Source organism: Actinotalea endophytica (assembly GCF_025717005.1).
Taxonomy (GTDB): Bacteria; Actinomycetota; Actinomycetes; order Actinomycetales; family Cellulomonadaceae; genus Actinotalea.
Genome location: NZ_JAOVZU010000009.1, coordinates 123,470 through 146,742 on the forward strand (window position 1 = coordinate 123,470; position 23,273 = coordinate 146,742).

The 23,273-nt window shown below is 71.9% G+C and carries 22 protein-coding genes; 15 read left to right on the plus strand and 7 right to left on the minus strand.

Translation table 11 applies throughout. The annotated features are described in order from the left end of the window. Positions 1-4: 4 nt before the first annotated feature. Positions 5-733, minus strand: a complete 729-nt coding sequence (locus tag OEB99_RS15655) for a TetR/AcrR family transcriptional regulator (RefSeq protein ID WP_263578221.1) — start codon at positions 731-733, stop codon at positions 5-7. Between the two features lie 196 nt (positions 734-929). Further along, entirely contained in the window at positions 930-1,094 is a 165-nt protein-coding gene (locus tag OEB99_RS15660) for a hypothetical protein (protein ID WP_263578222.1), read from the minus strand. Between the two features lie 386 nt (positions 1,095-1,480). On the opposite strand from OEB99_RS15660, the gene OEB99_RS15665 reads away from it, so the two are divergent. From OEB99_RS15665 to OEB99_RS15690, 6 genes are all read left to right on the plus strand, one after another. After that, positions 1,481-2,350 carry a sulfide/dihydroorotate dehydrogenase-like FAD/NAD-binding protein gene (locus OEB99_RS15665; RefSeq protein WP_263578223.1) on the plus strand — a complete coding sequence of 290 codons (870 nt, stop codon included), beginning with the start codon at positions 1,481-1,483 and terminating at the stop codon, positions 2,348-2,350. A gap of 1 nt (position 2,351) precedes the next feature. After that, complete coding sequence (gltA, locus tag OEB99_RS15670; protein ID WP_263578224.1) at positions 2,352-3,923, plus strand: NADPH-dependent glutamate synthase; 1,572 nt, start codon at positions 2,352-2,354, stop codon at positions 3,921-3,923. Further along, positions 3,920-5,821, plus strand: a complete 1,902-nt coding sequence (locus OEB99_RS15675) for a 2-oxoacid:acceptor oxidoreductase subunit alpha (RefSeq protein WP_263578225.1) — start codon at positions 3,920-3,922, stop codon at positions 5,819-5,821. Before gltA ends, OEB99_RS15675 begins: the two co-directional genes overlap by 4 nt. Further along, complete coding sequence (locus tag OEB99_RS15680; protein ID WP_263578226.1) at positions 5,818-6,804, plus strand: thiamine pyrophosphate-dependent enzyme; 987 nt, start codon at positions 5,818-5,820, stop codon at positions 6,802-6,804. Before OEB99_RS15675 ends, OEB99_RS15680 begins: the two co-directional genes overlap by 4 nt. Further along, complete coding sequence (locus tag OEB99_RS15685) at positions 6,797-9,076, plus strand: hypothetical protein (protein WP_263578227.1); 2,280 nt, start codon at positions 6,797-6,799, stop codon at positions 9,074-9,076. Before OEB99_RS15680 ends, OEB99_RS15685 begins: the two co-directional genes overlap by 8 nt. 75 nt (positions 9,077-9,151) lie before the next feature. Beyond that, positions 9,152-9,679 carry a universal stress protein gene (locus OEB99_RS15690; protein WP_318011428.1) on the plus strand — a complete coding sequence of 176 codons (528 nt, stop codon included), beginning with the start codon at positions 9,152-9,154 and terminating at the stop codon, positions 9,677-9,679. 40 nt (positions 9,680-9,719) lie between these two features. Here the strand turns inward: OEB99_RS15690 and OEB99_RS15695 are convergent, their stop codons facing one another. The 4 genes from OEB99_RS15695 to OEB99_RS15710 all read right to left on the minus strand — a co-directional run bounded on the left by OEB99_RS15695 (position 9,720) and on the right by OEB99_RS15710 (position 12,956). Further along, on the minus strand, positions 9,720-10,145 hold the full coding sequence (locus OEB99_RS15695) for an arsenate reductase ArsC (protein ID WP_263578229.1): 426 nt from the start codon (positions 10,143-10,145) through the stop codon (positions 9,720-9,722). After that, entirely contained in the window at positions 10,142-10,858 is a 717-nt protein-coding gene (locus OEB99_RS15700; RefSeq protein ID WP_263578230.1) for an arsenate reductase/protein-tyrosine-phosphatase family protein, read from the minus strand. The genes OEB99_RS15695 and OEB99_RS15700 overlap by 4 nt, the downstream gene beginning before the upstream one ends. A 114-nt stretch (positions 10,859-10,972) precedes the next feature. Beyond that, entirely contained in the window at positions 10,973-11,863 is an 891-nt protein-coding gene (locus OEB99_RS15705; RefSeq protein WP_263578231.1) for a GGDEF domain-containing protein, read from the minus strand. Positions 11,864-11,951: 88 nt separating this feature from the next. Next, positions 11,952-12,956, minus strand: a complete 1,005-nt coding sequence (locus tag OEB99_RS15710; RefSeq protein WP_263578232.1) for a TerC family protein — start codon at positions 12,954-12,956, stop codon at positions 11,952-11,954. Between the two features lie 196 nt (positions 12,957-13,152). Between OEB99_RS15710 and OEB99_RS15715 the strand changes: the two genes are divergently transcribed. The 6 genes from OEB99_RS15715 (at position 13,153) to OEB99_RS15740 (ending at position 20,834) form a co-directional block, all read left to right on the plus strand. Then, positions 13,153-14,328, plus strand: coding sequence for an ROK family transcriptional regulator (locus OEB99_RS15715; protein WP_263578233.1), 1,176 nt, complete (start codon positions 13,153-13,155; stop codon positions 14,326-14,328). A 46-nt stretch (positions 14,329-14,374) separates the two neighbouring features. Beyond that, positions 14,375-15,160 (plus strand): ATP-binding cassette domain-containing protein, encoded by a 786-nt coding sequence (locus tag OEB99_RS15720; RefSeq protein WP_263578295.1) that lies wholly within the window; start codon positions 14,375-14,377, stop codon positions 15,158-15,160. A gap of 230 nt (positions 15,161-15,390) precedes the next feature. Then, positions 15,391-16,938 (plus strand): multiple monosaccharide ABC transporter ATP-binding protein, encoded by a 1,548-nt coding sequence (mmsA, locus tag OEB99_RS15725; protein WP_263578234.1) that lies wholly within the window; start codon positions 15,391-15,393, stop codon positions 16,936-16,938. 23 nt (positions 16,939-16,961) lie between these two features. Then, positions 16,962-18,221 carry a multiple monosaccharide ABC transporter permease gene (mmsB, locus tag OEB99_RS15730; protein WP_263578235.1) on the plus strand — a complete coding sequence of 420 codons (1,260 nt, stop codon included), beginning with the start codon at positions 16,962-16,964 and terminating at the stop codon, positions 18,219-18,221. A 92-nt stretch (positions 18,222-18,313) separates the two neighbouring features. After that, entirely contained in the window at positions 18,314-19,423 is a 1,110-nt protein-coding gene (locus tag OEB99_RS15735) for a substrate-binding domain-containing protein (RefSeq protein ID WP_263578236.1), read from the plus strand. A 184-nt stretch (positions 19,424-19,607) separates the two neighbouring features. Beyond that, positions 19,608-20,834, plus strand: coding sequence for an AGE family epimerase/isomerase (locus OEB99_RS15740; protein WP_263578237.1), 1,227 nt, complete (start codon positions 19,608-19,610; stop codon positions 20,832-20,834). A gap of 96 nt (positions 20,835-20,930) precedes the next feature. Here OEB99_RS15740 and OEB99_RS15745 read toward each other — a convergent pair whose 3' ends face one another. Then, positions 20,931-21,155: an FMN-binding protein gene (locus tag OEB99_RS15745; protein WP_263578238.1), complete on the minus strand. Its 225-nt coding sequence runs from the start codon at positions 21,153-21,155 to the stop codon at positions 20,931-20,933. Between OEB99_RS15745 and OEB99_RS15750 the strand changes: the two genes are divergently transcribed. The 3 genes from OEB99_RS15750 to OEB99_RS15760 all read left to right on the plus strand — a co-directional run bounded on the left by OEB99_RS15750 (position 21,145) and on the right by OEB99_RS15760 (position 22,912). Continuing rightward, complete coding sequence (locus OEB99_RS15750; RefSeq protein WP_263578239.1) at positions 21,145-21,483, plus strand: hypothetical protein; 339 nt, start codon at positions 21,145-21,147, stop codon at positions 21,481-21,483. The two genes, OEB99_RS15745 and OEB99_RS15750, sit on opposite strands and share 11 nt — an antisense overlap. A gap of 244 nt (positions 21,484-21,727) precedes the next feature. Next, complete coding sequence (locus OEB99_RS15755) at positions 21,728-22,156, plus strand: CBS domain-containing protein (protein ID WP_263578240.1); 429 nt, start codon at positions 21,728-21,730, stop codon at positions 22,154-22,156. Positions 22,157-22,462: 306 nt separating this feature from the next. Next, positions 22,463-22,912, plus strand: a complete 450-nt coding sequence (locus tag OEB99_RS15760; RefSeq protein ID WP_318011429.1) for an Hsp20/alpha crystallin family protein — start codon at positions 22,463-22,465, stop codon at positions 22,910-22,912. The last annotated feature ends 361 nt before the right edge of the window (positions 22,913-23,273 follow it).

Consider the following 23,273-nt stretch of genomic DNA (forward strand, 5'->3'; position numbering starts at 1 on the left):
GCGCTCAGCCGACGTCACCGGTGGCGGCCGTGTCCGGGCCCGCCGCGGACAGGAGGAAGCCCCGCACGACCTGCGCGACCTGGGCGCGCAGCTCGCGTCCCGGATCGGTACCCGGGTGGAGGCCGTTCAGCGGCTGGACGAGCAGGAGGTTGAGCACGGCGAAGACCGTCCGCGCCGCGCGCTCGGCGCCCTGACGCGCGGCGGGCGTGGTGGTGCCGGCCGAGCTCAGCAGCCGCTCCGTGATGCGGAGCTCGAGATCGGCGACGATCTGCAGACCTTCGGCGCGGTAGCGCTCGGTGGGCGGGCCGAACAGCAGCTCGCGCTGGTAGTCGGCGGCGTCGCCCAGGTCGTGCCCCCAGGTCAGGACCGGCTCGACGAGCGCGCACACCGCGCGGGTGACGTCGGGTTCGTCGGCGGCGGCCCCGGCGCCCTCCGCGACGGCCGCCGCGAGCCGCTCGTTGAAGACCATGAGGAAGAGCTCGCCCTTGGTCGCGGCGTAGCGGAACACCGTGCCCGTGCCGACGTCTGCGCGGTCGGCGATCGCCTGGGTCGTGACGTTCTCGAAGCCGCGCTCGGCGAACAGCTCCGCGGCGGCCGAGAAGATCCGGTCGCGCTTGTCCTGCTTGGACCGTTCGCGGCGGCCGGGGGTCGTCGACCGCTCGGCGAGGCCGGGATCGCGCTTCGTGCGCGTGCCGGCCGTGACGTGGCCCGTCCGGTCTCCGGAACCCACCACGACGCCTCCCTGTCGCTGCGTGCCGCGACGTGGTCCGTCGGGCATTTCGGATCGTGCTCAAAAATGAGCGTACTCCGAAATTGGGTCGACGGCACAACCCCGGTCGTCCGAGCGGGTGAGTGTGGGGCGCGTGGAGGGCCCGAGCGGCGCGGCGGGGGAGGGGGCCGAGCGTGCGCCGCGGTCGACGCCGGGTCGGTCAGGTCCTGGGCGAGCTCGCCGGTGCGGGGCGCTCGCGGTCGTGGCCGGCCGACGGCCGCGCCGTCGCGCCGGTGTGGATCCCCTCCATCTTGCGGCTGTGGATCGCCTCGTGGATGCAGCACTCCCGGGTCAGGCGGGGGCGCGGCGTCTTCGTCGTGGACATGGCGGGTCTCCCTGGTGGGTCGCGGTAGCAATCGAGTCTCATTATCGTTAGTGGCGGCGACTCTGACCAGGCCCGCGGGCCTCGATTGCGGGACGTCAGGCCCTGGCGGCCCTGCCCCTGCACCGTCCGCATACCCCCAGGGGTGTGTTCTTCGCCGCATTCCACGGATGGCGGCGTGACATAGGGCCGGACCGGAGTCAGAGTGAAAGACGTCTCGTTGCCCGCGTGGCGCGTGACGCGTGCCTCGTGCCTCCGCGCCTCGTGCCCTGCGGGTGGTCAGCACTGGACGGAGCGCAATGACGAGCTCTTCCGACGCCCTGAGGTCGGACCCTGCCCCTACCCCACCCATCCCTGGCGCCGGGCCGGGCCTCCCGGTCGTCGACCGCGTGGACATCTCCGACGTCACCTTCAGCCTCGAGGTGCTCCATCCACAGATGGCGCGCGCCGCGCGGGCCGGCCAGTTCGTCATCGTGATGACCCACCCCGAGGGCGAACGGGTGCCGCTCACGATCGCCGACTTCGACCGGGACCGCGGGACCGTCACGCTCGTCGTCCAGGCGGTCGGCAAGACCACCCGCGAGATGCAGCAGCTCTGCCAGGTCGGCACGGACCTGCACGGCATGGCCGGGCCGCTCGGCGTGCCGAGCACGATCGGCAGCGCGCGGACCGTGGTGTGCGTCGGCGGTGGGCTCGGGGTGGCGCCGGTCTACCCGCAGGCCCGCGCGTTCCACGAGCGCGGTGCGACCGTGATCGGCGTGCTCGGCTTCCGCAACGCCGACCTGGTGTTCTGGGAGGACAAGTTCCGCGAGGTGTGCGACGAGCTGATCCTGTGCACCGACGACGGCTCGGCCGGCATCCAGGGCCTGGTCACCGACGGGCTGCGGCTCGCGCTCGAGCAGCACCCCGACGTGGCGGAGGTCGTCGCGATCGGACCGCCGGTGATGATGCAGGCGTGCGCCGAGGCGACCCGGCCGCACGGCATCAAGACGGTCGTCAGCCTCAACCCGATCATGGTGGACGGGACCGGGATGTGCGGCGGCTGCCGCGTCCGGGTGGGCGACCAGGTGCGCTTCGCCTGCGTGGACGGGCCGGACTTCGACGGCCACGCCGTCGACTTCGCCGACCTCCGCTCCAGGCTCGGTCGCTACCGCGGCGAGGAGGCCCAGGCCCTGGACCACTGGTACCACGCGTGCCGGCGGGCCGAGAACGCCGTGGCCGACGACCTGATCCCGGCGCCGACCGGCCAGGGAGCGTGACATGGCCAAGCGAACCATCCGCAGCATCCCGCAGGACCGAACCCCGGTCCGCGAGCAGCCCGCCGCCGAGCGGATCGGCAGCTTCGACGAGGTGAACCTCGGCTACGACGCCGACGAGGCCGCCCGCGAGGCGCAGCGTTGCCTGTTCTGCGCCGACGCGCCGTGCATGTCGGGCTGCCCGGTCTCGGTCGACATCCCGGAGTTCATCCGCAAGGTCTCCGACAAGGACGTCCAGGGCGCCTACGAGACGATCGCCCGGACGAACCTGCTGCCCGCCGTCTGCGGGCGGGTCTGCCCGCAGGAGTCGCAGTGCGAGAGCGTGTGCACCGTCGGCGGCGCCCTCGAACCCGTGGCGATCGGGCGGCTCGAGCGGTACGTCGGCGACCTGGCGATCAGCGAGGGCTGGTCGCAGCGTCCCTACGTGGTCCCGACCCCGTACCGGGTCGGCATCGTCGGGTCCGGCCCGGCCGGGATGGCCTGCGCCGCCGACCTCGCGAAGGCCGGCTGCCAGGTCACGGTGTTCGAGGCGCTGCACCTGGCCGGCGGCGTGCTGCGCTACGGGATCCCGGACTTCCGGCTGCCCAACGAGGTGATCGACGCCGAGATCGCGGCACTCGAGCGCCTCGGCGTCGAGTTCCGGACCAACACCGTGGTCGGCCGGCTGTTCACCGTCGAGCAGATGGTCGACGAGATGGGCTTCGACGCGGTGTTCATCGGCACCGGCGCCGGCTACCCGACGATGCTCGGCATCCCGGGCGACTCGCTCGGCGGCGTGCTGTCCGCCAACGAGCTGCTGACCCGGGCGAACCTGATGAAGGCCCGGGACTTCCCGATGCACGACACCCCCATCCCGCTCGGCACCCGCGTCGCGGTGGTCGGCGCGGGGAACACCGCGATGGACGCGATGCGGGTCTGCCTGCGGCTCGGCGCCGAGTCGGTCCAGTGCGTCTACCGGCGTTCGCGGGCCGAGGCGCCCGCTCGCGCGGAGGAGCTGCACCACGCCGAGCAGGAGGGCGTCGAGTTCCACTGGCTGACCAACCCGGTCGCCGTGCTGGACGACGGCGAGGGCAACGTCCGCGGCCTGCGCTGCCAGCGCATGGAGCTCGGCGAGCCGGACGAGTCCGGCCGCCGGCGCCCGGTCCCCGTCCCGGGCAGCGAGTTCGCACTGCCGTGCGACCAGGTGGTCTTCGCGATCGGCACGAACGCCAACCCGATCATCGGGCAGACCTCGAAGCTCGTGCTCAACCGACGCGGCTACCTCCAGGTCGACGACGCCTTCGCGACCTCGATGGTGGGCGTGTTCGCCGGGGGCGACATCGTCACCGGTGCCGCGACGGTGATCGAGGCGATGGGTGCCGGGCGGAAGGCCGCCGCGAGCATCAAGCGGCACCTCGGCATCCGCGACACGAGCCTCTGGTACGACGACCCCGAGGGTGCACGGTTCGGGATCGCGGCGCACGAACGCAACTTCGTCCGTCTGCGCCTGGCCGAGCGCGAGCCGGCGTACTCGGCCGGACCCGCGTCGGGTGCCCCGACCGTCCCCTCGACCTCCACGGCGGTGACCGCACGATGACCACGACGTCCGAGTCCGTCCCGCTGCCGGGTGCGCACCCGGCAGGTGCCGGCGCGCAGGTGACCACCGTCCCGGAGCACGTGGTGGAGATCATCAGCGACTCCGGCGAGGGTGCGCAGCGCTGCGGCCAGTCGTTCGGCGCGATCGCGGCGCGCACCGGCAACGGTGTGTGGACCGTCGAGATCATCCCTGCCGAGATCCAGCCGCCCGCCCGCAGCGTCGCCGGTGCGAGCGGCAACCGGGTGCGTCTCGGCTCGAGCCGGATCACCAACGGCGGGGACGCGGCCGACCTCGTGGTCGCGTTCAACGAGCAGGTGCTGCTCGGCCGGGTGCACGCCAACGAGCTCAAGCCCGGCTGCACGATCCTGCTGGAGAGCATGTGGCGCGCCCACCGCAACCCGTCGATCGCGGCGTCCTACGCCGAGGCGTTCGACGCGCTGGTCGCGTCCGGCTACCGGGTCGTCGAGGTCCCGATGGAGCGGGAGTGCCGCAAGCTGGTGCCGGACACGCGGCGCGGCAAGAACATGTTCGCCCTCGGGATGCTGTGCTCGATCTACCGGCTCGACCTCGACCTCGCGCGCGACCAGGTGGCGCTCACCTTCCGCAAGAAGACCCGAGCCCTGATCGAGACGAACACGCGGCTGCTGGTCGCGGGCTACGAGTGGGCCCGCGAGCACCTCGACCTCGCGTTCCACATCCCGGCCGCGCCTGCCGCGCAGGACCAGGTGGTCCTCAACGGCAACATGGCTCTCGCGCTCGGCGTCGTGGCCTCCGGCATGGAGGTCTGCTCGATGTACCCGATCACGCCGGCGACGTCCGCCTCGCACTACCTCAGCGAGATCTTCCCCAAGGTCGGCGGCGTGGTGCACCAGGCCGAGGACGAGATCGCCGCGTGCACCTTCGCGATCGGCGCGTCGTACGCCGGCAAGTGCGCCGTGACGATCACCTCCGGACCGGGCTACTCGCTCAAGCAGGAGGCGATCGGCCTCGCGGTGATGGCCGAGATCCCGCTCGTCGTGGTCGACGTGCAGCGTGGCGGACCGAGCACGGGGCAGCCGACCAAGGTCGAGCAGGGCGACCTGCTCACGACGGTCTTCGGCAGCCACGGCGACGCGCCGAAGGTGGTCATCGCGCCGAGCTCGATCGAGGACTGCTTCTACTCGGTGATCACCGCACGGCGGATCGCGGAGACCTTCAACATGGTGGTCGTCGTGCTGTCCGACGCCAGCCTCGCGACCGCGCAGCAGCCGTTCCCGCGCCCGGAGTTCGACCCCGCGTGGCTCGCCCCGCCGGTCGACCAGAGCCAGGTGCCCGAGGGCCTCGCGCCGTACGCCTGGGACGAGACCACCGGCCTGTCCCGACGCTTCGTGCCGGGTCAGCCGGGCGGCATGTACACCCTCACCGGCCTCGCGCACGACACCGCGGGCAGCGTGGCCTACGACCCGGACGCCAACGAGCAGGGTCTGCACGCGCGCAGCCTCAAGCTCGCTGCGCTGCAGCGCACGCTCACCACGCCGACGGTGCACGGCGACGAGTCCGGCGACCTGCTGGTGATCGGCTGGGGCTCCACCAAGGGTGCGATCGAGGAGGCCGTGGACCGGGCCCGCGACGACGGGCTGCGGGTGTCCTCGCTGCACCTGCGCTTCGTGAACCCGCTGCCCTCGGGCCTGAAGGAGATCATGGACCGCTTCGGCCGCGTGATGACCGTGGAGGGGAACTGGGGCGACCGGCCCGACGACCGGATCATCGACGAGTCGAACCGTCGGTACACCGCGCTCGCGATGCTGCTGCGCTCGCGCTACCTGGTCGACGTCGACTGCTGGAGCGAGGTCGGTGGCCAACCCCTCAAGCCCGGGCGGGTGCACCGGGTGATCACCAGGAAGCTGGGCCGGTCATGATCGACTTCAGTCGCGACGGCGTCGCCGAGTGCTTGCTCCGCCTCTACGACGAGCGGGTCGAGATCGAGGGGTTCCAGAAGGGCGTGCCGCGCTGGTGCGCCGGCTGCGGCGACAACGCGGTGCTCGCCGCGCTGCAGCGCCTGCTGCGCGACGAGGGGCTGCGCCCCGAGAAGACCGTGTTCGTCTCCGGGATCGGCTGCTCGAGCCGGCTGCCGCACTACATGAACACCTACGGCTTCCACGGCATCCACGGTCGCGCGCTGCCGGTGGCGGAGGGCATCCGGCTGGCCCGGCCCGACCTCAACGTCTTCGTCAACACCGGCGACGGCGACTCGTTCAGCATCGGTGCCGCCCACTGGCTGCATGCCATCCGCTACAACATGCGGATGGTCGTGATGGTGCACGACAACCAGATCTACGGCCTCACCAAGAAGCAGGCCTCGCCGACCTCGCCCCGGGGCACCAAGAGCAACACGACGCCCCGGGGTTCCTACCTCGAGGGCCTCAACCCGCTCACCGTCACGCTCGGCGTGCAGAACGTCTCGTTCGTCGCGCAGGTCGCCGACTGGATCCCCGAGGTGCTGTACGACGTGATCCAGGCCGCCTTCCACCACGACGGGCTGTCGTTCATCCGGATCGTCCAGCGCTGCCCGGAGTGGATGCCGGACAACTTCGACCGGTGGCTGCACGACCCGGCCAAGGTGACGCTGCTGCACCACCCGACGTCGCTGTCGATCAGTCCTGCCCTGGCGCGGCTCTACCCCAACCACCTCGAGCACGACCCGTCGAACATCCACCGGGCCCGCGAGCTCGCCTCGGTGCAGGACCCGGTGCCGATCGGCATCCTCTACCACGACCCGACCGTGCCGAGGTACGACGAGATCCTCCGGGCGGACGCGACCCACTCGGGCACCGCGGTGCGCCGGCTGCTCGACGCCGAGTTCGACAAGTTCGCGGTCCAGGGAGGTGGCACCCGTGTCTGAGACCTTGCAGACCGACCGTGCGGCCGGGCCGGAGGGCCGCCCGGAACGGACCAGCTCGCAGGACCGGGCGTCGTTCTACCTCGCCGGTCACCGGATGCACACCCACCTCGGGGACGTCGCGTTCGGGCTCCGCTCGGCGCACTTCGCCCCGTTCCGGCGGCTCGACGAGCTGCGGTACGACTATCCGCTGGTGCTGGCCGACGGCGACGACGTGCACGGCACGATGACGTCGCTGTCCGGTCTGGTCGACGACCTGCTGGCCCGGGTGGCCACCGGCGACGACGCGGACCGGCTGCGTCACCACGCGATGCTTCTCGAGCACGAGGTGCGGGTCCGCGCGAACGGCGGACGCGCCCGCCTGTCGGCGCTGTGGGACCAGGCGGTCGACGCGCTGGTCGCCGAGCACGGGTCGGACGACCTCGCGGACAGCCTCGCGCGGCTGACCGTGGCCCGGGACGTCGACGGCGCCGTGGTGGCCTGCACCCGCGAGACCCCGCGGCACGTCGTCGGGCACCTGTGGCGGCTCGTCCAGCGTGAGCGGATGGGGCACCTCACGGCCAGGGTCGCGCGCCTGCGCGGCGCGCTGCAGGACATCCTGGACGCCGAGCAGGCCGACTCCCCGGCGGGGCTGGCCGCGGCCCGGCTGGCCGGGTCGTTGGGCCCGGTGGTCGGCGCGGAGGTGGACGCGGCGGCGCTGTCCCGGCTGCTCACCGAGAACCGGCCGAGGTTCGTGCTGCCGGACAGCCGGCGCGAGCGCGTCCAGGGGCTGCTCGACGTGCTCACCTCGCAGCGGTTCGTGCCGTGCGACCTGGAGGGCGGTCTCGAGGGCACCGAGCTGTACGGCTTCGAGTACACCGACGTCGGTGAGGCGATCGCGGCCTACCACGAGCGGTACGAGCCGACCGCGGAGCTCGCGAAGGCCCTCGTCGTGGCCGAGATGGAGGCCGACGGCCGCTACCGCGACGAGATCCACGACTCGCTCTTCGCGTCCTGGAGCGTCGCCGACCTGGACGCGGAGACGCTGGCGATCTTCCCCGAGTACCTGGTGCGGGTGGACGCCGAGCAGATGAGCGCCGAGGAGAGCGTGGCCCTGCTCGAGGCGCTCGCCGCCGGCATCCCGCTCAAGGTGATGGTCCAGGTGAACGACCTGCTGCGGGGCTACTACCCGAGCGAGCGCCAGGCGCACAGCGGGGTGTCCGCCCGGATGCTCGCGAGCGCGGCACTGACGTCCGGCGAGTCGTTCGTGCTGCAGTGCGCGAGCGCGGCGCTCTTCCACGCGCGCGACCGGATCATCGCCGGCGCGAGCGCGCCGGGGGCCGCGTTGTTCGTGGTCTACTCCGGCGAGGGGGAGTGGCTCGACGACCTGCCGCACTACCTGGCGTCGGCCGCGGCGATCGAGTCCCGCGTCTTCCCGTCGTTCTCCTACGACCCGTCGGCCGGGGACACCTGGGCCGAGCGCTTCGCGCTGGCCTGCAACGTCCAGCCCGAGCGGGACTGGCCGGTGCACCGGCTCACCTGGTCGGGCGCCGACCTGCAGCGCGTGACGCAGGACGTGCCGTTCACCGCGGCCGACTTCTGGGCGTGCGACGCGCGGCTGGCGCCGCACCTCGCGGTCGCGGCGGAGGACGGTTCGGACGGCACCGTGGTGCCGTTCGCCGAGCACGTCGCGGCCAACCCGGGGGCGTGGGCCGACGAGCTGCCGTACCTGCTGATGATCTCGCGTGACGACCGGCTGCACCGCGTGCTGGTCGACCGGCCGCTGGTGCACATGACGCAGCGGAGCGTGGAGGCCTGGCGGCGGTTGCAGGAGCTCGGCGGCATCCACAACTCGTACGTGACCCGGGAGCTCGCCTGGCAGCGCGAGGCGTTCGAGGCCGAGCGGGCCCGGTGGGCTGCCTCGGTCCCGTCCGCCACGACGGCGACGACGGCGCCGGGCGGGTCCGCGGCGACCGGCGGAGCCGGGGATGCGAGCGTGCCGGGCGCGACCGAGGTGGACGACCTCGGCGAACCCGACGCGCGCGACCCCTACCTGCCGTGGATCGAGACCGCGCGCTGCGCGACCTGCAACGAGTGCACCGCGATCAACGACCGGATGTTCACGTACAACGACAACCGGCAGGCCTACATCGCCGACCCGGACGCGGGGACGTACGCCGAGCTCGTGCTGGCGGCGGAGAGCTGCCAGGTCGCGATCATCCACCCGGGCCGTCCACGCAACCCGAACGAGCCCGGCCTGCCCGACCTGGAGAAGCGCGCGGAGCCGTTCGCGTAGGGCTACCGTGGCGAGCACCGACCCGCGCGACGAGGCGCGTGCCGACCCAGCTGGAGAGAGGCTCCTGTGACGCGCGTGCCGCAGCCCGCAGTCGAGCGGATGGTGCCGCTCGCCGGCCACCCGCTGGTCGTGGAGATCGAGCTCGGCCAGCCGGAGCTGGTCGCGCTGACCGCGGCGATGTGGGCCACCGCGTCCGGCGCGTCGGCGCTCTACTTCGCCTTCGTCGACCCGGGGCGCTACACGCTCGAGGAGTACCCGGACGGCACCGTCCTGCACCGCCCGATCGACCCGGACGGCGTGGACGAGGGCTGGCAGGAGACCCAGGCGCACGTGGAGGCCCACCTGCGCGAGGTGCTGGGGACCGACGGCGTGCCGTGGGAGTTCCGCTACCTCGCGGGCCGGGCGGACCGGGCGCTGACCCACCTGGCCCGCGCCGTGGACGCGGCGGGGTTCGTGGTGGGGACCCGCGCGCCGGGGCCCGGCGCCAAGGTGCGCGAGGTGCTCGAGGGCTCGCTGGTCGCAGGCCTGAGCCATCATCAGCACCGACCGGTCCTGGTGGTGCCCCTCGAGGTGGTCGACTGGAAGGCCAGCCACTGGAGCTGAGTGGCCGCTGACCGCCCGGCCGTCGCCCGCCGCGGGCCGCTCAGGCGACCGGCGTCACACCGAGCTCGCCGAGCAGGGCCTCGATCCGGCGGCGGATCTCGTCGCGGATCGGTCGCACCGCGTCGATGCCCTGACCGGCCGGGTCGTCGAGCGCCCAGTCCTCGTAGCGCTTGCCCGGGAAGACCGGGCACACGTCGCCGCAGCCCATCGTGATCACGACGTCCGAGGCCTGGACCGCGCCCGTGGTCAGCACCTTGGGCTGCTCGGCCCGGATGTCGACGCCCTCCTCGAGCATCGCCTCGACCGCGACCGGGTTGATCTGGTCGGCGGGCATCGAGCCGGCGGATCGCACCTCGACGGCGTCGCCGCCCAGGTGCCGCAGCCAGCCGGCGGCCATCTGCGAGCGGCCCGCGTTGTGCACGCAGACGAACAGCACGGACGGGCGGGTGGGGGTCGTGTCGGTCACGGGGTCTCCTCGGGGTCGGGGCGGACGGTGATGCGGGCGGGGTCGAGTCGGGGTGCCAGGTCGTCGACCCGGCGGCCGAGCTCGGCGATCGCCGCCTCGAACGCGGCGTCGCGACCGGCCGGGACCGGGTCGGGCACGGACCAGTGCGCGTCGGCGAGCCGTCCGGTCTCCTCGTGCGCGCGGTCGCACACCGTGACGACGAGGTCGGTCGCGGCGAGCACGTCCTGGACCGCGCGGGGCGGCTCGAGCGTCCCGAGGTGGTGCCGGGCCGCGGCGCGCGCCGCCCCGGGGGCGACGCTGCGCGCCGGGTGAGTGCCGGCCGAGGTGGCTGGCAGCGGGCTGGTCCGCCGCCAGAGCGCGGCCGCGAGCTGCGACCGTGCGGAGTTCGCGGTGCACACGAAGACGACCCGCTCGGGGGGGAGTGCCGTCGCGCTGCGGACCGGCACGAGCTCGGCGAGCGCGCCGGGCACGAGGCTCAGGTAGGTGCGTCGCCGGTCGCCCTCGGACCGGCGACGGCGCACCAGGCCGTGCTCGAGGAGCAGGTTGACGTGGTGGGCGAGCAGGTTGGACGTCATGCCGAGGGACTCGGCGAGCTCGGACGGGGACCGGTCGCTCCACGCGAGCAGGTCCACCACGGCGAGGCGCCCGGGGTCGCCGAGCACCGCGTGCAGCGCGGCGCGCCGCACGACGTCGGCACTTTGGTCAGTGGTCATTGAGTCAATGATCGCTGACCAGAAGTGTGCGGTGCAAGTCGGACTCGGGCCCGGGCCCGGGCCGGAAGCCCGGTGCCGCTGGTGCTCTGCGGTGCTCGCAGGTGCTCTGCGGTGCTAGCCCAGCACGACCCGGCCGCGCCCCTCGCCCTTGGAGACGTGCATCGCGGCGTCCGCGCGTGCGGCCAGGTCGTCCGCCGAGGTGCCCGGCGAGCCGATCGCGACGCCGATGCTCGCGCGGAGCCCGACGATCCCCTCCGACAGCGCGACGGGTCCGCTGAGGCGTTCGCGGAGCCGCTCCGCGATCGCCGTCACCTGGTCCGGGTCGGCGAGGTCCGGGCACACGACGAGGAACTCGTCGGCCCCGAGCCGCCCGACGTGGTCGCCTCCGCGCAGCACGGTGCCGATCCGCTCGGCGACCTCGAGCAGCATCTCGTCGCCCACCGCCCGGCCGAAGGTCTCGTTGAGCCGGGCGAACTCGTCGAGGTCGACGCACACCACGCCGGTGAGGGCGCCGCGGGCGGCCTCGAGCGCGGCACCGAGCGCGAGGATCACCGAGTCGCGGTTGAGGCACCCGGTCAGGGCGTCGTGCGAGGCCCGTTCGCGCTCCTCCTCGAGGACCCGCGCGGTCGCGGTCACGTCGTGCAGGGAGACGAGGGCCTCGCGGGCGTCCCGTGGGCCGGTCACCGCGACCACCGTCGCGGCGCAGCGGCGGGCCTCGCGGTCCCCGACGGCGCTCACCTCGACCTCGAGCTCCTGCTGCGCCCCGGACCCGAGTGCCTCGACGACGGCCGCCACGAGCCTGGCCCGGTCCGCCGGGACGAGGGGCTCGACGTGGTCGTCCAGCGCCGTGCCCGACGCCGACCCGAGGATCTGGGTGAGCCGGGGGTTGGCGAAGACGACCCGGTGCTCGCCGTCGACCTGCATGACGCCGGTGGGCAGCGCGTCCGCGAGCCGGCGCAGGCGCACGAGATCGTCGTCACCGGTCGGGGGCGTGGCGTGGCTCATGACAGTGCCATCGGTGCCTGGCGGCGCTGGGCTGAGCCTCCGTGCGGGTGACATCCGATGACTTGCCCGACTCCTCGACGCATCACGGCTACTCCGTGTCCGCGCCCGCCAGCCGCGCGTCGTCCGCGTCCCGGCGGGTCTTGATCAGGGAGGCGATGGCGGCGACGGCGAGCACCACGACGATGACGCCGAGCGAGACGAGGGTCGGGATGGCCGGCGCCCACTCGACGGGCTCGCCGCCGTTGATGAACGGGACCTCGTTCGTGTGCAGCGCCTCGAGCACGAGCTTGACCCCGATGAAGCCGAGCACCACGGCCAGGCCCTCGGACAGGTACACGAGCCGCTCGAGCAGGCCGCCGAGCAGGAAGAACAGCTGGCGGAGCCCGAGCAGCGCGAAGGCGTTCGCGGTGAAGACGATGTACGGCTCCTTGGTCAGCCCGAAGATCGCCGGGATCGAGTCCAGGGCGAAGAGCACGTCGGTCGTGCCGATCGCGAGCATCACCACGAGCATCGGGGTCACCAGGCGCCTGCCGTGCTCGACCACGGTGAGGCGGTCGCCGTGATACGCGGTGGTCGAGGGGACCACGTGCCGGACCCAGCGCAGCAGCGCGTTCTCGTGGAACTCCGCCTCGGTGTCGTGGTCCTCCCGGGCCAGCTGGATCGCCGCGTACACCAGGAACGCGCCGAACAGGTAGAAGACCCAGCTGAACTGGGCGATCACGACCGCGCCGACGGCGATGAAGGCGCCCCGGAGCACGAGCGCGATCGCGATCCCGACGAGCAGCACCTTCTGCTGGTACTCGCGCGGCACCGCGAACCGGCCCAGGATCAGCAGGAAGACGAACAGGTTGTCGACGCTGAGCGACCACTCCGTCAGGTAGCCCGCGAAGAACTCGGTCGCCCGCGCCGCGCCGGCCGTCACGAGCATCCCGATCCCGAAGAGCACGGCGAGACCCACGTACCCGGCCGACCACGCCGCCGCCTCGCGGAACCGGGGCTCGTGCGGCGTGCGCAGGTGGACGAAGAAGTCGAACGCGACCACGGCCAGCACGCCGGCCACGGTCGCGGCCCACACCCAGAACGGGACGGTCACCTGACTCCTCCGGTCGCGTTGGTCGATCACGCTACGCGGGGCGCCCCGCGGCGCCAAACCATCCCACGGGTGCCGAGGTGGGCGCGTGGTGGAGGTAGGTTCTGTTCCGCGTGCGGCGGTCGCCCGCGGACGACGCCGCGCCGGCCGGCAGCGTTCCGGCCGGGTCCGACGGGGTGCAGACGGGAGGCGACCCGCGATGGCTGGCTCGCAGTCCGCCCTGCGCGAGGCGAACCGGGCGATGGTCGTCGAGACCATCCGCCGCTACGGGGGTCTCACCCAGGTCGAGCTCGCCGCCGCCACCGGGCTGTCCGCCGCGACCGTGTCGAACATCGTGCGCGAGCTGCAGGGCGCGGGCGCGGTGGACGTGCGCACCACGATCCGCAGCGGTCGCCGCGCCCAGCTCGTCACGATGGCGCGCGGCACGGGTCTCGCGGTCGGCGTGCACATCGGGGTGCGGCAGATGTCGCTGACCCTCGCCGACTCGGCCCACGAGGTGCTCATCGAGCAGAGCCTCCCGCTGCCGCACGAGCACCGCGCGGACACGAGCCTGGACCGTGCCGCGCTCATGGTCGTGGACCTGCTCGAGCGGGTCGGCTCGTCGCTCGGCGAGCTGCTCGGGATCGGCATCGGGCTCCCCGCACCGGTCGACGTCGCCACCGGGACCATCTCGGTGCCCGGGATCCTGCGCGGCTGGGACGACGTCCCGGTGGCGCAGGTGATGTCCAAGCGGCTCGGCGTGCCGGTCTTCGTGGACAACGACGCGAACCTGGGTGCGCTCGCGGAGAGCCGGCTCGGCGCGTCCCGGCCATTCCAGGACTCGGTGTACGTCCGGGTCGCGCACGGCACGGGTGCGGGCATCGTGCTCGCCGGCCAGCTGCACCGTGGCTTCGCGGGAACCGCGGGCGAGATCGGCCACGTGCAGGTCGACGCCGCGGGGGACGTCTGCATGTGCGGCAGCCGGGGGTGCCTCAACACGGTCACCGGTGGGCCGGCGCTGATCGAGACGCTCCGTGCCAGCCGCGGACCGCTCACGATGGCGGACATCATCGGCCTGGCCAGGCGTGGCGACCCGGGGTGCCGGCAGGTCGTGGGCGATGCCGGTGCGCTGATCGGCACCGTGGTCGCCGGTCTGGCGATCGCGGTCAACCCGCAGTGCGTGGTCGTCGGCGGCGAGCTGGCCGAGACCGGTGAGACCCTGCTGGCCCCGATGCGCGAGGTGATCCGCCGCCGCGTACCGCTGAACCACATCGCACCGCTCGAGGTGCTCAAGGCCGAGCTCGGCACGCGCGCCGAGTCGCTCGGCGCGGTGCTGCTCGTGCTCGAGAGCACCGACCTGTTGACCCACTGGTTCGACGACCAGACGGGGAGCTGACATGACGACCCCACAGCAGGGCACCGGACCTGCCCAGGAGGAACCGATGACCGCAGGCACGACGCAGCGCCGGCCGCTGCTGTCGATGCGGCAGATCACCAAGCGATTCGGCGCGGTCGAGGCGCTGGTCGGCGTGGACCTGGACGTGCACGCGGGTGAGGTGGTCGCCATGGTCGGCGACAACGGCGCGGGCAAGTCCACCCTCGCGAAGGTGATCGCCGGTGTGCTCCAGCCCGAGGCGGGACTGATCGAGCTCGGCGGCGAGGAGGTGACCGTCCCGACGCCGGCCGCGGCCCACGCGCTCGGCATCTCGATCGTCTTCCAGGACCTCGCGCTGTGCGAGAACCTCAGCGTCGCCGACAACATCTTCCTGGGCCGCGAGCGGCGGGTGATGCGCGGTGGCCCGATGGACCGGGACGGCATGGAGCTGGCGGCGCGCTCGATCCTGCGGGACCTCACGGTGAACATCCCGTCGGTCCGGACGCCGGTGCGCGAGCTCTCGGCAGGGCAGCGTCAGGCCGTCGCGATCGCGCGGACCCTGACGAGCGAGCCGCGCCTGCTGGTGCTGGACGAGCCGACCGCCGCGCTGTCGGTGGTCCAGACCGCCGAGGTGCTCACCCTGGTGCAGCGGCTCCGCGACCTCGGACTGGGCGTGATCATCATCGGCCACAACCTCGCCGACCTGCGCGCGGTCTCGGACCGGATCGAGGTGCTCCGGCACGGCCGGAACAACGGCTCGTTCGAGTCCGCGACGGCGCATCCGGAGGAGATCATCGCGGCGATCGCCGGGGCCGGCAGGGTGCCCGAGCCGCGCTGGTCGACCGCTCCGTGATTGCGTTCAGCGGTTGTACCCAATTGCCGGGCGGCCGCCCGGACCTGCCCGCCTGCGCCCGAATGGGTTGTTGAGACGCGCCTCGGACACATCGCCGTCACGGTTCGGTAACGACAACCGGAGCCTTGCCTTCAGAAGTTGACGACAAACTCTCGCGGCCCCTAGCGTCCGGAGCGACGTCGACGACCAGGCAGTGGTGCCTGGCGGGACGCAGCAAGGAGCGGCAGGTCATGGCAGACACGCCAGTCGTCCTCGAGATGAGGTCGATCACGAAGGTCTTCCCGGGTGTCCGGGCACTCGACGATGTGTCGATGACGGTGCGCGCCGGCGAGATCCACGCGATCTGCGGCGAGAACGGTGCGGGCAAGTCCACCCTGATGAAGGTGCTCTCGGGCGTGTACCCGCACGGCACCTACGAGGGCGAGATCGTCTACCACGGCGAGGAGATGCGCTTCAAGGACATCAAGTCCTCCGAGCGCGCCGGGATCGTCATCATCCACCAGGAGCTCGCGCTCATCCCCGAGCTGTCGATCACCGAGAACATCTTCCTGGGCAACGAGGTCGGCGGCCGGTTCGGGATCGACTGGGACACCGCGCGGGTCCGGGCCGCGGAGCTGATGGCCCGGGTGGGCCTGGACGCCTCGCCGGACGAGCAGGTCAAGAACATCGGCGTCGGCAAGCAGCAGCTGGTCGAGATCGCCCGTGCGCTGTCCAAGGACGTGCGGCTGCTGATCCTGGACGAGCCGACCTCGGCGCTGAACGAGGAGGACTCCGAGCACCTGCTGGACCTGCTGCGCGGTCTGCGCAGCAAGGGCATGACCAGCATCATGATCAGCCACAAGCTCAACGAGATCACCGCGATCGCGGACTCGATCACGATCATCCGGGACGGCAAGACGGTCGAGACCCTCGACACGGCGACCGGGCAGGTCGACGAGGACCGGATCATTCGCGGCATGGTCGGCCGGACCCTGGACCACCGGTTCCCCGAGCACACCCCGAAGATCGGCGAGACGTTCTTCCAGGTCCAGGACTGGACCGTCGAGCACCCGCAGGTGCCGGGCCGGCTGGTGTGCAAGGCCTCGACCTTCCACGTGCGCCACGGCGAGATCGTCGGCTTCGCCGGGATCATGGGGGCCGGTCGCACCGAGCTCGCCCGCTCGTTGTTCGGACGTTCGTACGGGCGCTACCTGGGCGGCCAGATCTGGATCGACGGTCGGGCCGTCGAGCTGCACACGGTGCAGCAGGCGATCGACCACAAGGTCGCCTACGTGCCCGAGGACCGCAAGATCCAGGGCCTGAACCTGCTGGACACCATCACCGACACGATCGTCTCGGCCGATCTGCATAAGATCACCAACCGTGGGGTCCTCGACTTCGACGCCGCACACCTGGCCGCCGAGGAGTACCGCACGTCGCTGAACATCAAGACCCCGTCGGTGCGTGAAGGCGTCGCGAAGCTCTCGGGCGGCAACCAGCAGAAGGTGCTGCTCGGCAAGTGGATGTTCCCCGAGCCCGACCTGCTGATCCTGGACGAGCCGACCCGCGGCATCGACGTGGGCGCCAAGTACGAGATCTACGGTCTCGTGCACCGGCTCGCCGACGCCGGCAAGGGCGTCATCGTGATCTCCTCCGAGCTGCCCGAGCTGCTCGGCATGTGCGACCGGATCTACACCATCTTCGAAGGTCAGATCACGGGCGTGGTGGACCGCGCGGACGCCACCCAGGAGAACCTCATGCGCCTCATGACCGGCGCGACCCAGACCACGACCCACTGATAACGGCTAAAGGACCTCAGACGATGAAGTCGCTCAAGGAGCTCTTCGGCGGCGGCGCCCGCCAGTTCGGCATGGTGTTCGCCCTTCTGGCGCTGGTGCTGATCTTCCAGATCAGCACGGGCGGCAAGGTGCTGACGCCGACGAACGTGCAGAACATCATCAACGGCAACAGCTACGTGCTGATCCTCGCGATCGGCATGGTGCTGGTGATCATCGCCGGGCACATCGACCTGTCGGTCGGCTCGGTCGCGGCCGTGGTCGGCATCATCGTCGCCCTCGCGATCCGGGACTGGGGGATCCCGTGGTGGCTGGGCGTCCTGCTCGGCCTCGCCGTCGGGGCCGTGATCGGCGCCTGGCAGGGATTCTGGGTGGCGTACGTAGGGATCCCAGGCTTCATCACGACGCTCGCGGGCATGATGTTCTTCCGCGGCGCCAACCAGTACATCGGCAAGTCGAACACCATCCCGGTCCCCAAGGAGATCCAGTACCTCGGCGCCGGCTACCTGCCCGAGTGGGGCCCGAACACCGGTCTGAACAACTCCACGCTCGTGCTCGGCATCGCCGCGATCGCCGCGGTGGTGTGGGTCGAGACGCGTCGCCGCCGGTCTGCGGTCCGCCTGGGTGCCGAGCCGGCCCCGGTGTGGGTGTCCGCTGTGCGGGTCGTCGCGCTCGGCGCGGTCATCGCCTACCTCACGTTCCTGTTCGGCGGCGGCCGGGTCGGCACCTCGTTCCCGTTCTCCGGCGTGATCCTCGCCGCGCTCGTGCTGATCTACGGCTTCCTGTCGACCCGCACCGTCACCGGCCGGCACGTCTACGCCGTGGGTGGCAACAAGGTGGCTGCGTCGCTGTCCGGCGTGAACATCCGCCGCACGAACTTCTTCGTGATGATGAACATGTCGGTGCTCGCCGCGCTGGCCGGCATCGTCTTCATCGGCCGGTCCACCGCGTCCGGTCCGTTCGACGGCACCAACTGGGAGCTGGACGCGATCGCCGCGGTCTTCATCGGTGGCGCGGCGGTCTCCGGCGGTGTCGGCACCGTGGCCGGATCGGTCATCGGTGGTCTGGTCATGGCGGTGCTGAACAACGGCCTGCAGCTGATGGGCGTCGGCTCCGACCTCACCCAGATGATCAAGGGCCTCGTGCTGCTCGCCGCGGTCGCCTTCGACGTCTACAACAAGGGCGGACGCACCTCGATCTTCTCGAGGCTGTTCAAGTCGCGGGGCGGTGACGGCACCGCGAACCTGACGCCCGCGGTGGCCGGAACGACCTCGATGCAGGGCTGATCCCAACCCCAAGCTGACCCCGGCCGGACCCGGCGGGGCTGCCCGACCGCACCCAAAGATGGGTGCCCAATCAGGAAGTGGTGACACCACACATGAAGAAGTTGACACTCGGGCTGGTGGCCGCGAGCGCGGCCGGGGCCCTCCTCCTCACCGGCTGCTCCTCGTCCGACCGCACCGACTCGACCTCGTCGTCGACCGAGTCGGCCTCGGAGGCCGCGGGCTTCGCGGCGGACGCCACCATCGGTGTCGCCCTGCCGCAGAAGACCTCGGAGAACTGGGTCCTCGCCGAGGACCTGTTCAACACCGGTCTCGCGGACGCGGGCTTCAACCCGATCGTGCAGTTCGCGAACGGTGGTGTGACCGAGCAGCAGAACCAGATCTCGGCCATGATCGAGCAGGGCGCCAAGGTCATCGTCGTCGGTGCGATCGACGGCTCGCAGCTGGGCACCCAGCTCGAGGCCGCCGCGGCCGACGGCATCAAGGTGATCGCGTACGACCGCCTGGTGAAGAACACCGAGGCCGTCGACATGTACGTGGCGTTCGACAACTACCAGGTCGGCGTGCTGCAGGGCACCGCGCTGCTCCAGGGCCTTGCCGAGCGCAAGGGTGACGGCCCGTACAACATCGAGCTCATCGCTGGCTCGCCGGACGACGCGAACGCCACGCCGTTCTTCCTGGGCGCGATGAGCGTCCTGCAGCCGAAGATCGACGACGGCACGCTCGTGGTCGTCTCGGGCCAGACCTCGTTCGAAGAGGTCGCGACCCAGGGCTGGAAGGCTGAGAACGCCCAGAAGCGCATGGACACCGTTCTGGCCGGCTTCTACACCGACACCGAGCTCGACGGCATCCTGTCGCCGAACGACACCCTGGGCCGCGCGGCGATGACCGCCGTGGCGCAGGCCGGCAAGGAGACCCCGGTCGTCACCGGCCAGGACTCCGAGGTCGAGTCGGTCAAGTCGATCATGGCCGGTGAGCAGTACTCCACGATCTACAAGGACACCCGCGAGCTGGTTGCCCAGACGATCAAGGAGATCACCCTCCTGCAGCAGGGCCAGGACCCGGAGATCAACGACACCGAGTCCTACGACAACGGCGTCAAGATCGTGCCGTCCTACCTGCTCACCCCGCTGATCGTGACCAAGGACAACGCGGCCACGGTGTACGCGAACGACACCACGCTCTTCCCGCTGACCCAGGGCTGAGCGAGAGCATGACCGGGTTCTGACCCGGCAGGCGGGGGCGGGTCCGCAGCGGACCCGCCCCCGTCGTCGTGCCGGTGGGGCGCCGCGAGCCACGACGGATGGGTCACGGCGCGCGGCCCACGACGCGCGACCGACGACGGTGGCAGGCTGGAGCGGTGCGGACGCGCCGCCGGGAGGAGAGACGATGAACGTGCCGGGCGACGGTGCCTACCTGGCTGCGCAGCGCGCAGACCTGCTGCGGTTCACGACCGGGGCCGTGCGCCCCGAGGGTTTCGGCTGGCTGGGTGACGACGGCGTGGTCGACACCACCCGGCCGGTGGAGCTGTGGATCACGTGCCGGATGACGCACGTGGCGGCGCTCGGTCTGCTCGCCGGCGAGGAGCCGGCCGCGGGCGGGCCGGACCGCACCGCGCTCGCTGCGCTCGTCGACCACGGGGTCGCGTCGCTGCGCGGGCCGCTGCGCGACGCCGAGCACGGTGGCTGGTTCGCCGCCGTGGACGCCTCGGGTCCGGTCGCGACCGCGAAGCAGGCCTACGGCCACGCGTTCGTCGTGCTCGCCGCGTCGTCCGCGGCCGCCGCTGGTGCCGCCGGCTCCGACGAGCTGCTGGCCGAGGCGCTCGAGGTCTCCGCGTCGCGGTTCTTCGACGACGAGACCGGGTTGAGCGTCGAGGAGTGGGACCGTGCCTGGACCGCGCTGGACACCTATCGCGGGGTCAACGCGAACATGCACACGGTGGAGGCCTACCTCGCCGCCGGTGACGTGACCGGTGACCGGGTCTGGCACGAGCGGGCCGGACGGGTCGCCGCGCACGTGGTCGCCTGGGCGCGGGCCAACGAGTGGCGGATCCCCGAGCACTTCGACGCCGCGTGGCAGCCCATGCTGGAGCACCACCGCGACCAGCCGGCGCACCCGTTCCGGCCCTACGGCGCCACGGTCGGGCACGGCCTGGAGTGGGCGCGTCTGCTGCTGGCCGTCGACGGGACGCTCGGCCCGGCGGCGCCCGCCGGTCTGGTCGACGCGGCCGTCGCGCTGTACGACCGTGCCGTCGCGGACGGCTGGGCCTCCGACGGCGCCGACGGGTTCGTCTACACGACGGACTGGGAGGGGCGGCCGGTGGTGCGCGAGCGGATGCACTGGGTGCTGGCCGAGGGCGTGAACACCGCGCACGCGCTGCACGGCGTGACCGGCGACGCGCGCTACCTCACCGACGAGGCGAGCTGGTGGGCCTACGCGGACGCGTACTTGATCGACCACGAGCTGGGGTCCTGGCACCACGAGCTCGACCCGCAGAACCGCCCGTCGGCGACGGTGTGGCCCGGCAAGCCGGACACCTACCACGCCTACCAGGCCGCGCTGCTTCCCACGGTCCCGCTCGTCCCGTCGTTCGCCGCCGCGCTCGCGGCTCGCTGAGCGCCGGCGGGCGGGTCCGGCGGGCCGTCGGTCCAGCCGCGCGGCCGGGACCGCGCGGCTCGGGCCGGAAGACCGACGTCGTGCGTACGGGTCGGGTCAGGCGCCGAACGCCTGGTCGATGGCCTGCTGCAGCGACTGCGCGTACGCCTCGCTGGTGTACGTCGCGTGCGAGACCATCGCGATCGACGCGCTCTGCGCGCTCACGGCCTCGGAGTTCAGGGTCGGGATCGCCTGCGAGGAGATCATCTGCGACTTCGAGTCGTTCGAGCTCTGCGTGCCGCTCGCGTCGGTGATCGAACCGTTGCTCACCGTGATCGTCACGGTCACGGTCCCGTACCGCATGCTCGTCGTGGCGGTGTACGTGCCGTCGGCGGCGGTGCTCGACGACGACGTGTCGGAGGAGCTCGACGAGCTCGACGACGAGTCGGAGGAGCTGCCGGACGAGGTCGAGGAGTCGGACGAGCTCGACGAGCTGCCGGACGAGGTGTCCGTGCTCGACGAGCCGGTGCTGGACGAGTCGGTGCTGGAGGAGTCGGTGCTGGAGGAGTCGGTGCTGGACGACCCCGTGCTCGAGGCGCCGGCGTCCGTGCTCACCGCGGAGCTCTCCGCGCTCGACGCGGTGACGGACTGGTTCGTGCTCGTCGGGTAGAGCAGTGCGGCGATCACGGCGGCCGTCGTGCCGGTGGCCGCGAGCAGGATGCGCTTCATGGGTGCTGACTCCTTCGGTGAGATGGGACCACAGTGGCCGACGGTCCTGCCGCGGTGCTGAGCGAATCCCGGGAGTCCGCTGTGAGACTCGCGCCCCTCACGGGTTTCCCCGGCAGCAACCGTGTCGTAGGTTCGCGACAGGAGCCGTGACGACGAGGTCGCGGCGGGTTGCAGGGAGGTCGGCCATGCGGATCAGCGACGTCCTCAAGCTCAAGGGCGACCGGGTCGCGACGATCGACCCGACCAGGCTCGTGCGTGACCTGGTCGTCGAGCTCGGCGAGCAGGGCGTGGGTGCCCTCGTGGTCTCGATCGACGGCCGGAGCATCCACGGGATCGTCAGCGAGCGCGACGTGGTGCGGCGGCTGCGCACCGACGGGGCCGGCGTCCTCGACCTGCCGGTGTCCGCGATCATGACCGCGGACGTCTACACGTGCGAGCCGAGCGCCACTGTCGAGGAGCTCATGGAGGTCATGACCGAGCGGCGGTTCCGGCACGTGCCGGTGGTCGTCGACGAGCACCTGGCGGGGATCGTCAGCATCGGTGACGTGGTCAAGCACCGGATCGCCGAGGTGCAGCTCGAGCGGGACCACCTGACGGCTTACATCACCGGCTGAGCCGCACGAGGAGCCCGGGCGGGCGACGGACGAGACCGACCAGGTCTCCCCGTGGAGCCCGCCCCTGCCGGGGACGTTCGCCTCTTCACACCCGGCCCGGGTCGGGCGCATGCTGGTCCTGTCACCGGGAAGGCCGGCCGGGCACGAGGACGACGAGGCGTGCCGGCGACGAGACCCTCGGGCCTCCGGGCGCTGCTACCGCTCGCCCGCCCTTCCTCCCCGTCCTTCAGACGGTCGCGTGCCACCGCCTCCCCGGCGACCCCGGCCCCCACCGGGCCGGGATGCAGCGAGGAGAGGTGAGCAGCCATGACACGGCTGGTCCGGCGCGAGCCGGCGGCCCTGGACATGCCGAGCTGGCTCTCGAGTCGACTGGACCCGTGGTGGCCCGAGCTGATGACGAGCCTGGTCGGGGCCGAGCCGATGCGGGTGGAAGAGGTGCGTGACGGCGAGCACCTGGTGGTGCGGGCCGAGCTTCCGGGGATCGACCCGGACAAGGACGTGGCGATCACGATCGACGACGGGGTGCTGACCATCTCGGCCGAGCGGACCGCGCGTTCGGAGGAGAAGGAGAAGGACTCCTACCGGAGCGAGTTCCACTACGGCTCGTTCAGCCGGACCCTGCCGCTGCCGAGCGGAGCCACCGACGCCGACGTCACCGCGACCTACAAGGACGGGGTCCTCGAGGTTCGCGTGCCGGTTCCGGCCGAGCCCCCGACACCGACCGCACGGACCGTTCCGGTCACGCGCGGCGAGTGAGGTCGTGGGGCCGACGACGCGGGGCCGGTTCGTCGCGGCCGGCCCCGTGCACCGACGCTGCGCGCGCCGTCCGGCGACGCGTCGAGAGCCGCGGTTCGCCCGCATCCGACCTGATCATGCTCATTTTTCGGGACGGAAGACCCAGACGGGTGACCTTGTTTGACGCGGGCCAACGGAACGAGCACTATTGAGCCCAGACAGTGCGCGTCGCCTGCCCCCTGCGCGGCGCGCACTGTCCTTTTTTCTGCCCGGGCTCGTGCAGCGGCCGCCGCCTGCGCCGAAGCGGGACACCGCCGTCCGTGGCGGGCTCGGGCGCTGTGCGGCGTGGTGACCGCGGACCGGGCCGGGCCGCGGTTAGCGT

What these genes read in the sequence shown, in the direction of transcription:
- OEB99_RS15660 (WP_263578222.1), bottom strand. Translation starts at nt 1,094, where the DNA reads ATGTCCACGACGAAGACGCCGCGCCCCCGCCTGACCCGGGAGTGCTGC.
- gltA (WP_263578224.1), top strand. Translation starts at nt 2,352, where the DNA reads ATGGCCAAGCGAACCATCCGCAGCATCCCGCAGGACCGAACCCCGGTC.
- OEB99_RS15675 (WP_263578225.1), top strand. Translation starts at nt 3,920, where the DNA reads ATGACCACGACGTCCGAGTCCGTCCCGCTGCCGGGTGCGCACCCGGCA.
- OEB99_RS15680 (WP_263578226.1), top strand. Translation starts at nt 5,818, where the DNA reads ATGATCGACTTCAGTCGCGACGGCGTCGCCGAGTGCTTGCTCCGCCTC.
- OEB99_RS15700 (WP_263578230.1), bottom strand. Translation starts at nt 10,858, where the DNA reads ATGACCACTGACCAAAGTGCCGACGTCGTGCGGCGCGCCGCGCTGCAC.
- OEB99_RS15705 (WP_263578231.1), bottom strand. Translation starts at nt 11,863, where the DNA reads ATGAGCCACGCCACGCCCCCGACCGGTGACGACGATCTCGTGCGCCTG.
- OEB99_RS15715 (WP_263578233.1), top strand. Translation starts at nt 13,153, where the DNA reads ATGGCTGGCTCGCAGTCCGCCCTGCGCGAGGCGAACCGGGCGATGGTC.
- OEB99_RS15720 (WP_263578295.1), top strand. Translation starts at nt 14,375, where the DNA reads ATGACCGCAGGCACGACGCAGCGCCGGCCGCTGCTGTCGATGCGGCAG.
- mmsA (WP_263578234.1), top strand. Translation starts at nt 15,391, where the DNA reads ATGGCAGACACGCCAGTCGTCCTCGAGATGAGGTCGATCACGAAGGTC.
- mmsB (WP_263578235.1), top strand. Translation starts at nt 16,962, where the DNA reads ATGAAGTCGCTCAAGGAGCTCTTCGGCGGCGGCGCCCGCCAGTTCGGC.
- OEB99_RS15735 (WP_263578236.1), top strand. Translation starts at nt 18,314, where the DNA reads ATGAAGAAGTTGACACTCGGGCTGGTGGCCGCGAGCGCGGCCGGGGCC.
- OEB99_RS15740 (WP_263578237.1), top strand. Translation starts at nt 19,608, where the DNA reads ATGAACGTGCCGGGCGACGGTGCCTACCTGGCTGCGCAGCGCGCAGAC.
- OEB99_RS15755 (WP_263578240.1), top strand. Translation starts at nt 21,728, where the DNA reads ATGCGGATCAGCGACGTCCTCAAGCTCAAGGGCGACCGGGTCGCGACG.
- OEB99_RS15760 (WP_318011429.1), top strand. Translation starts at nt 22,463, where the DNA reads ATGACACGGCTGGTCCGGCGCGAGCCGGCGGCCCTGGACATGCCGAGC.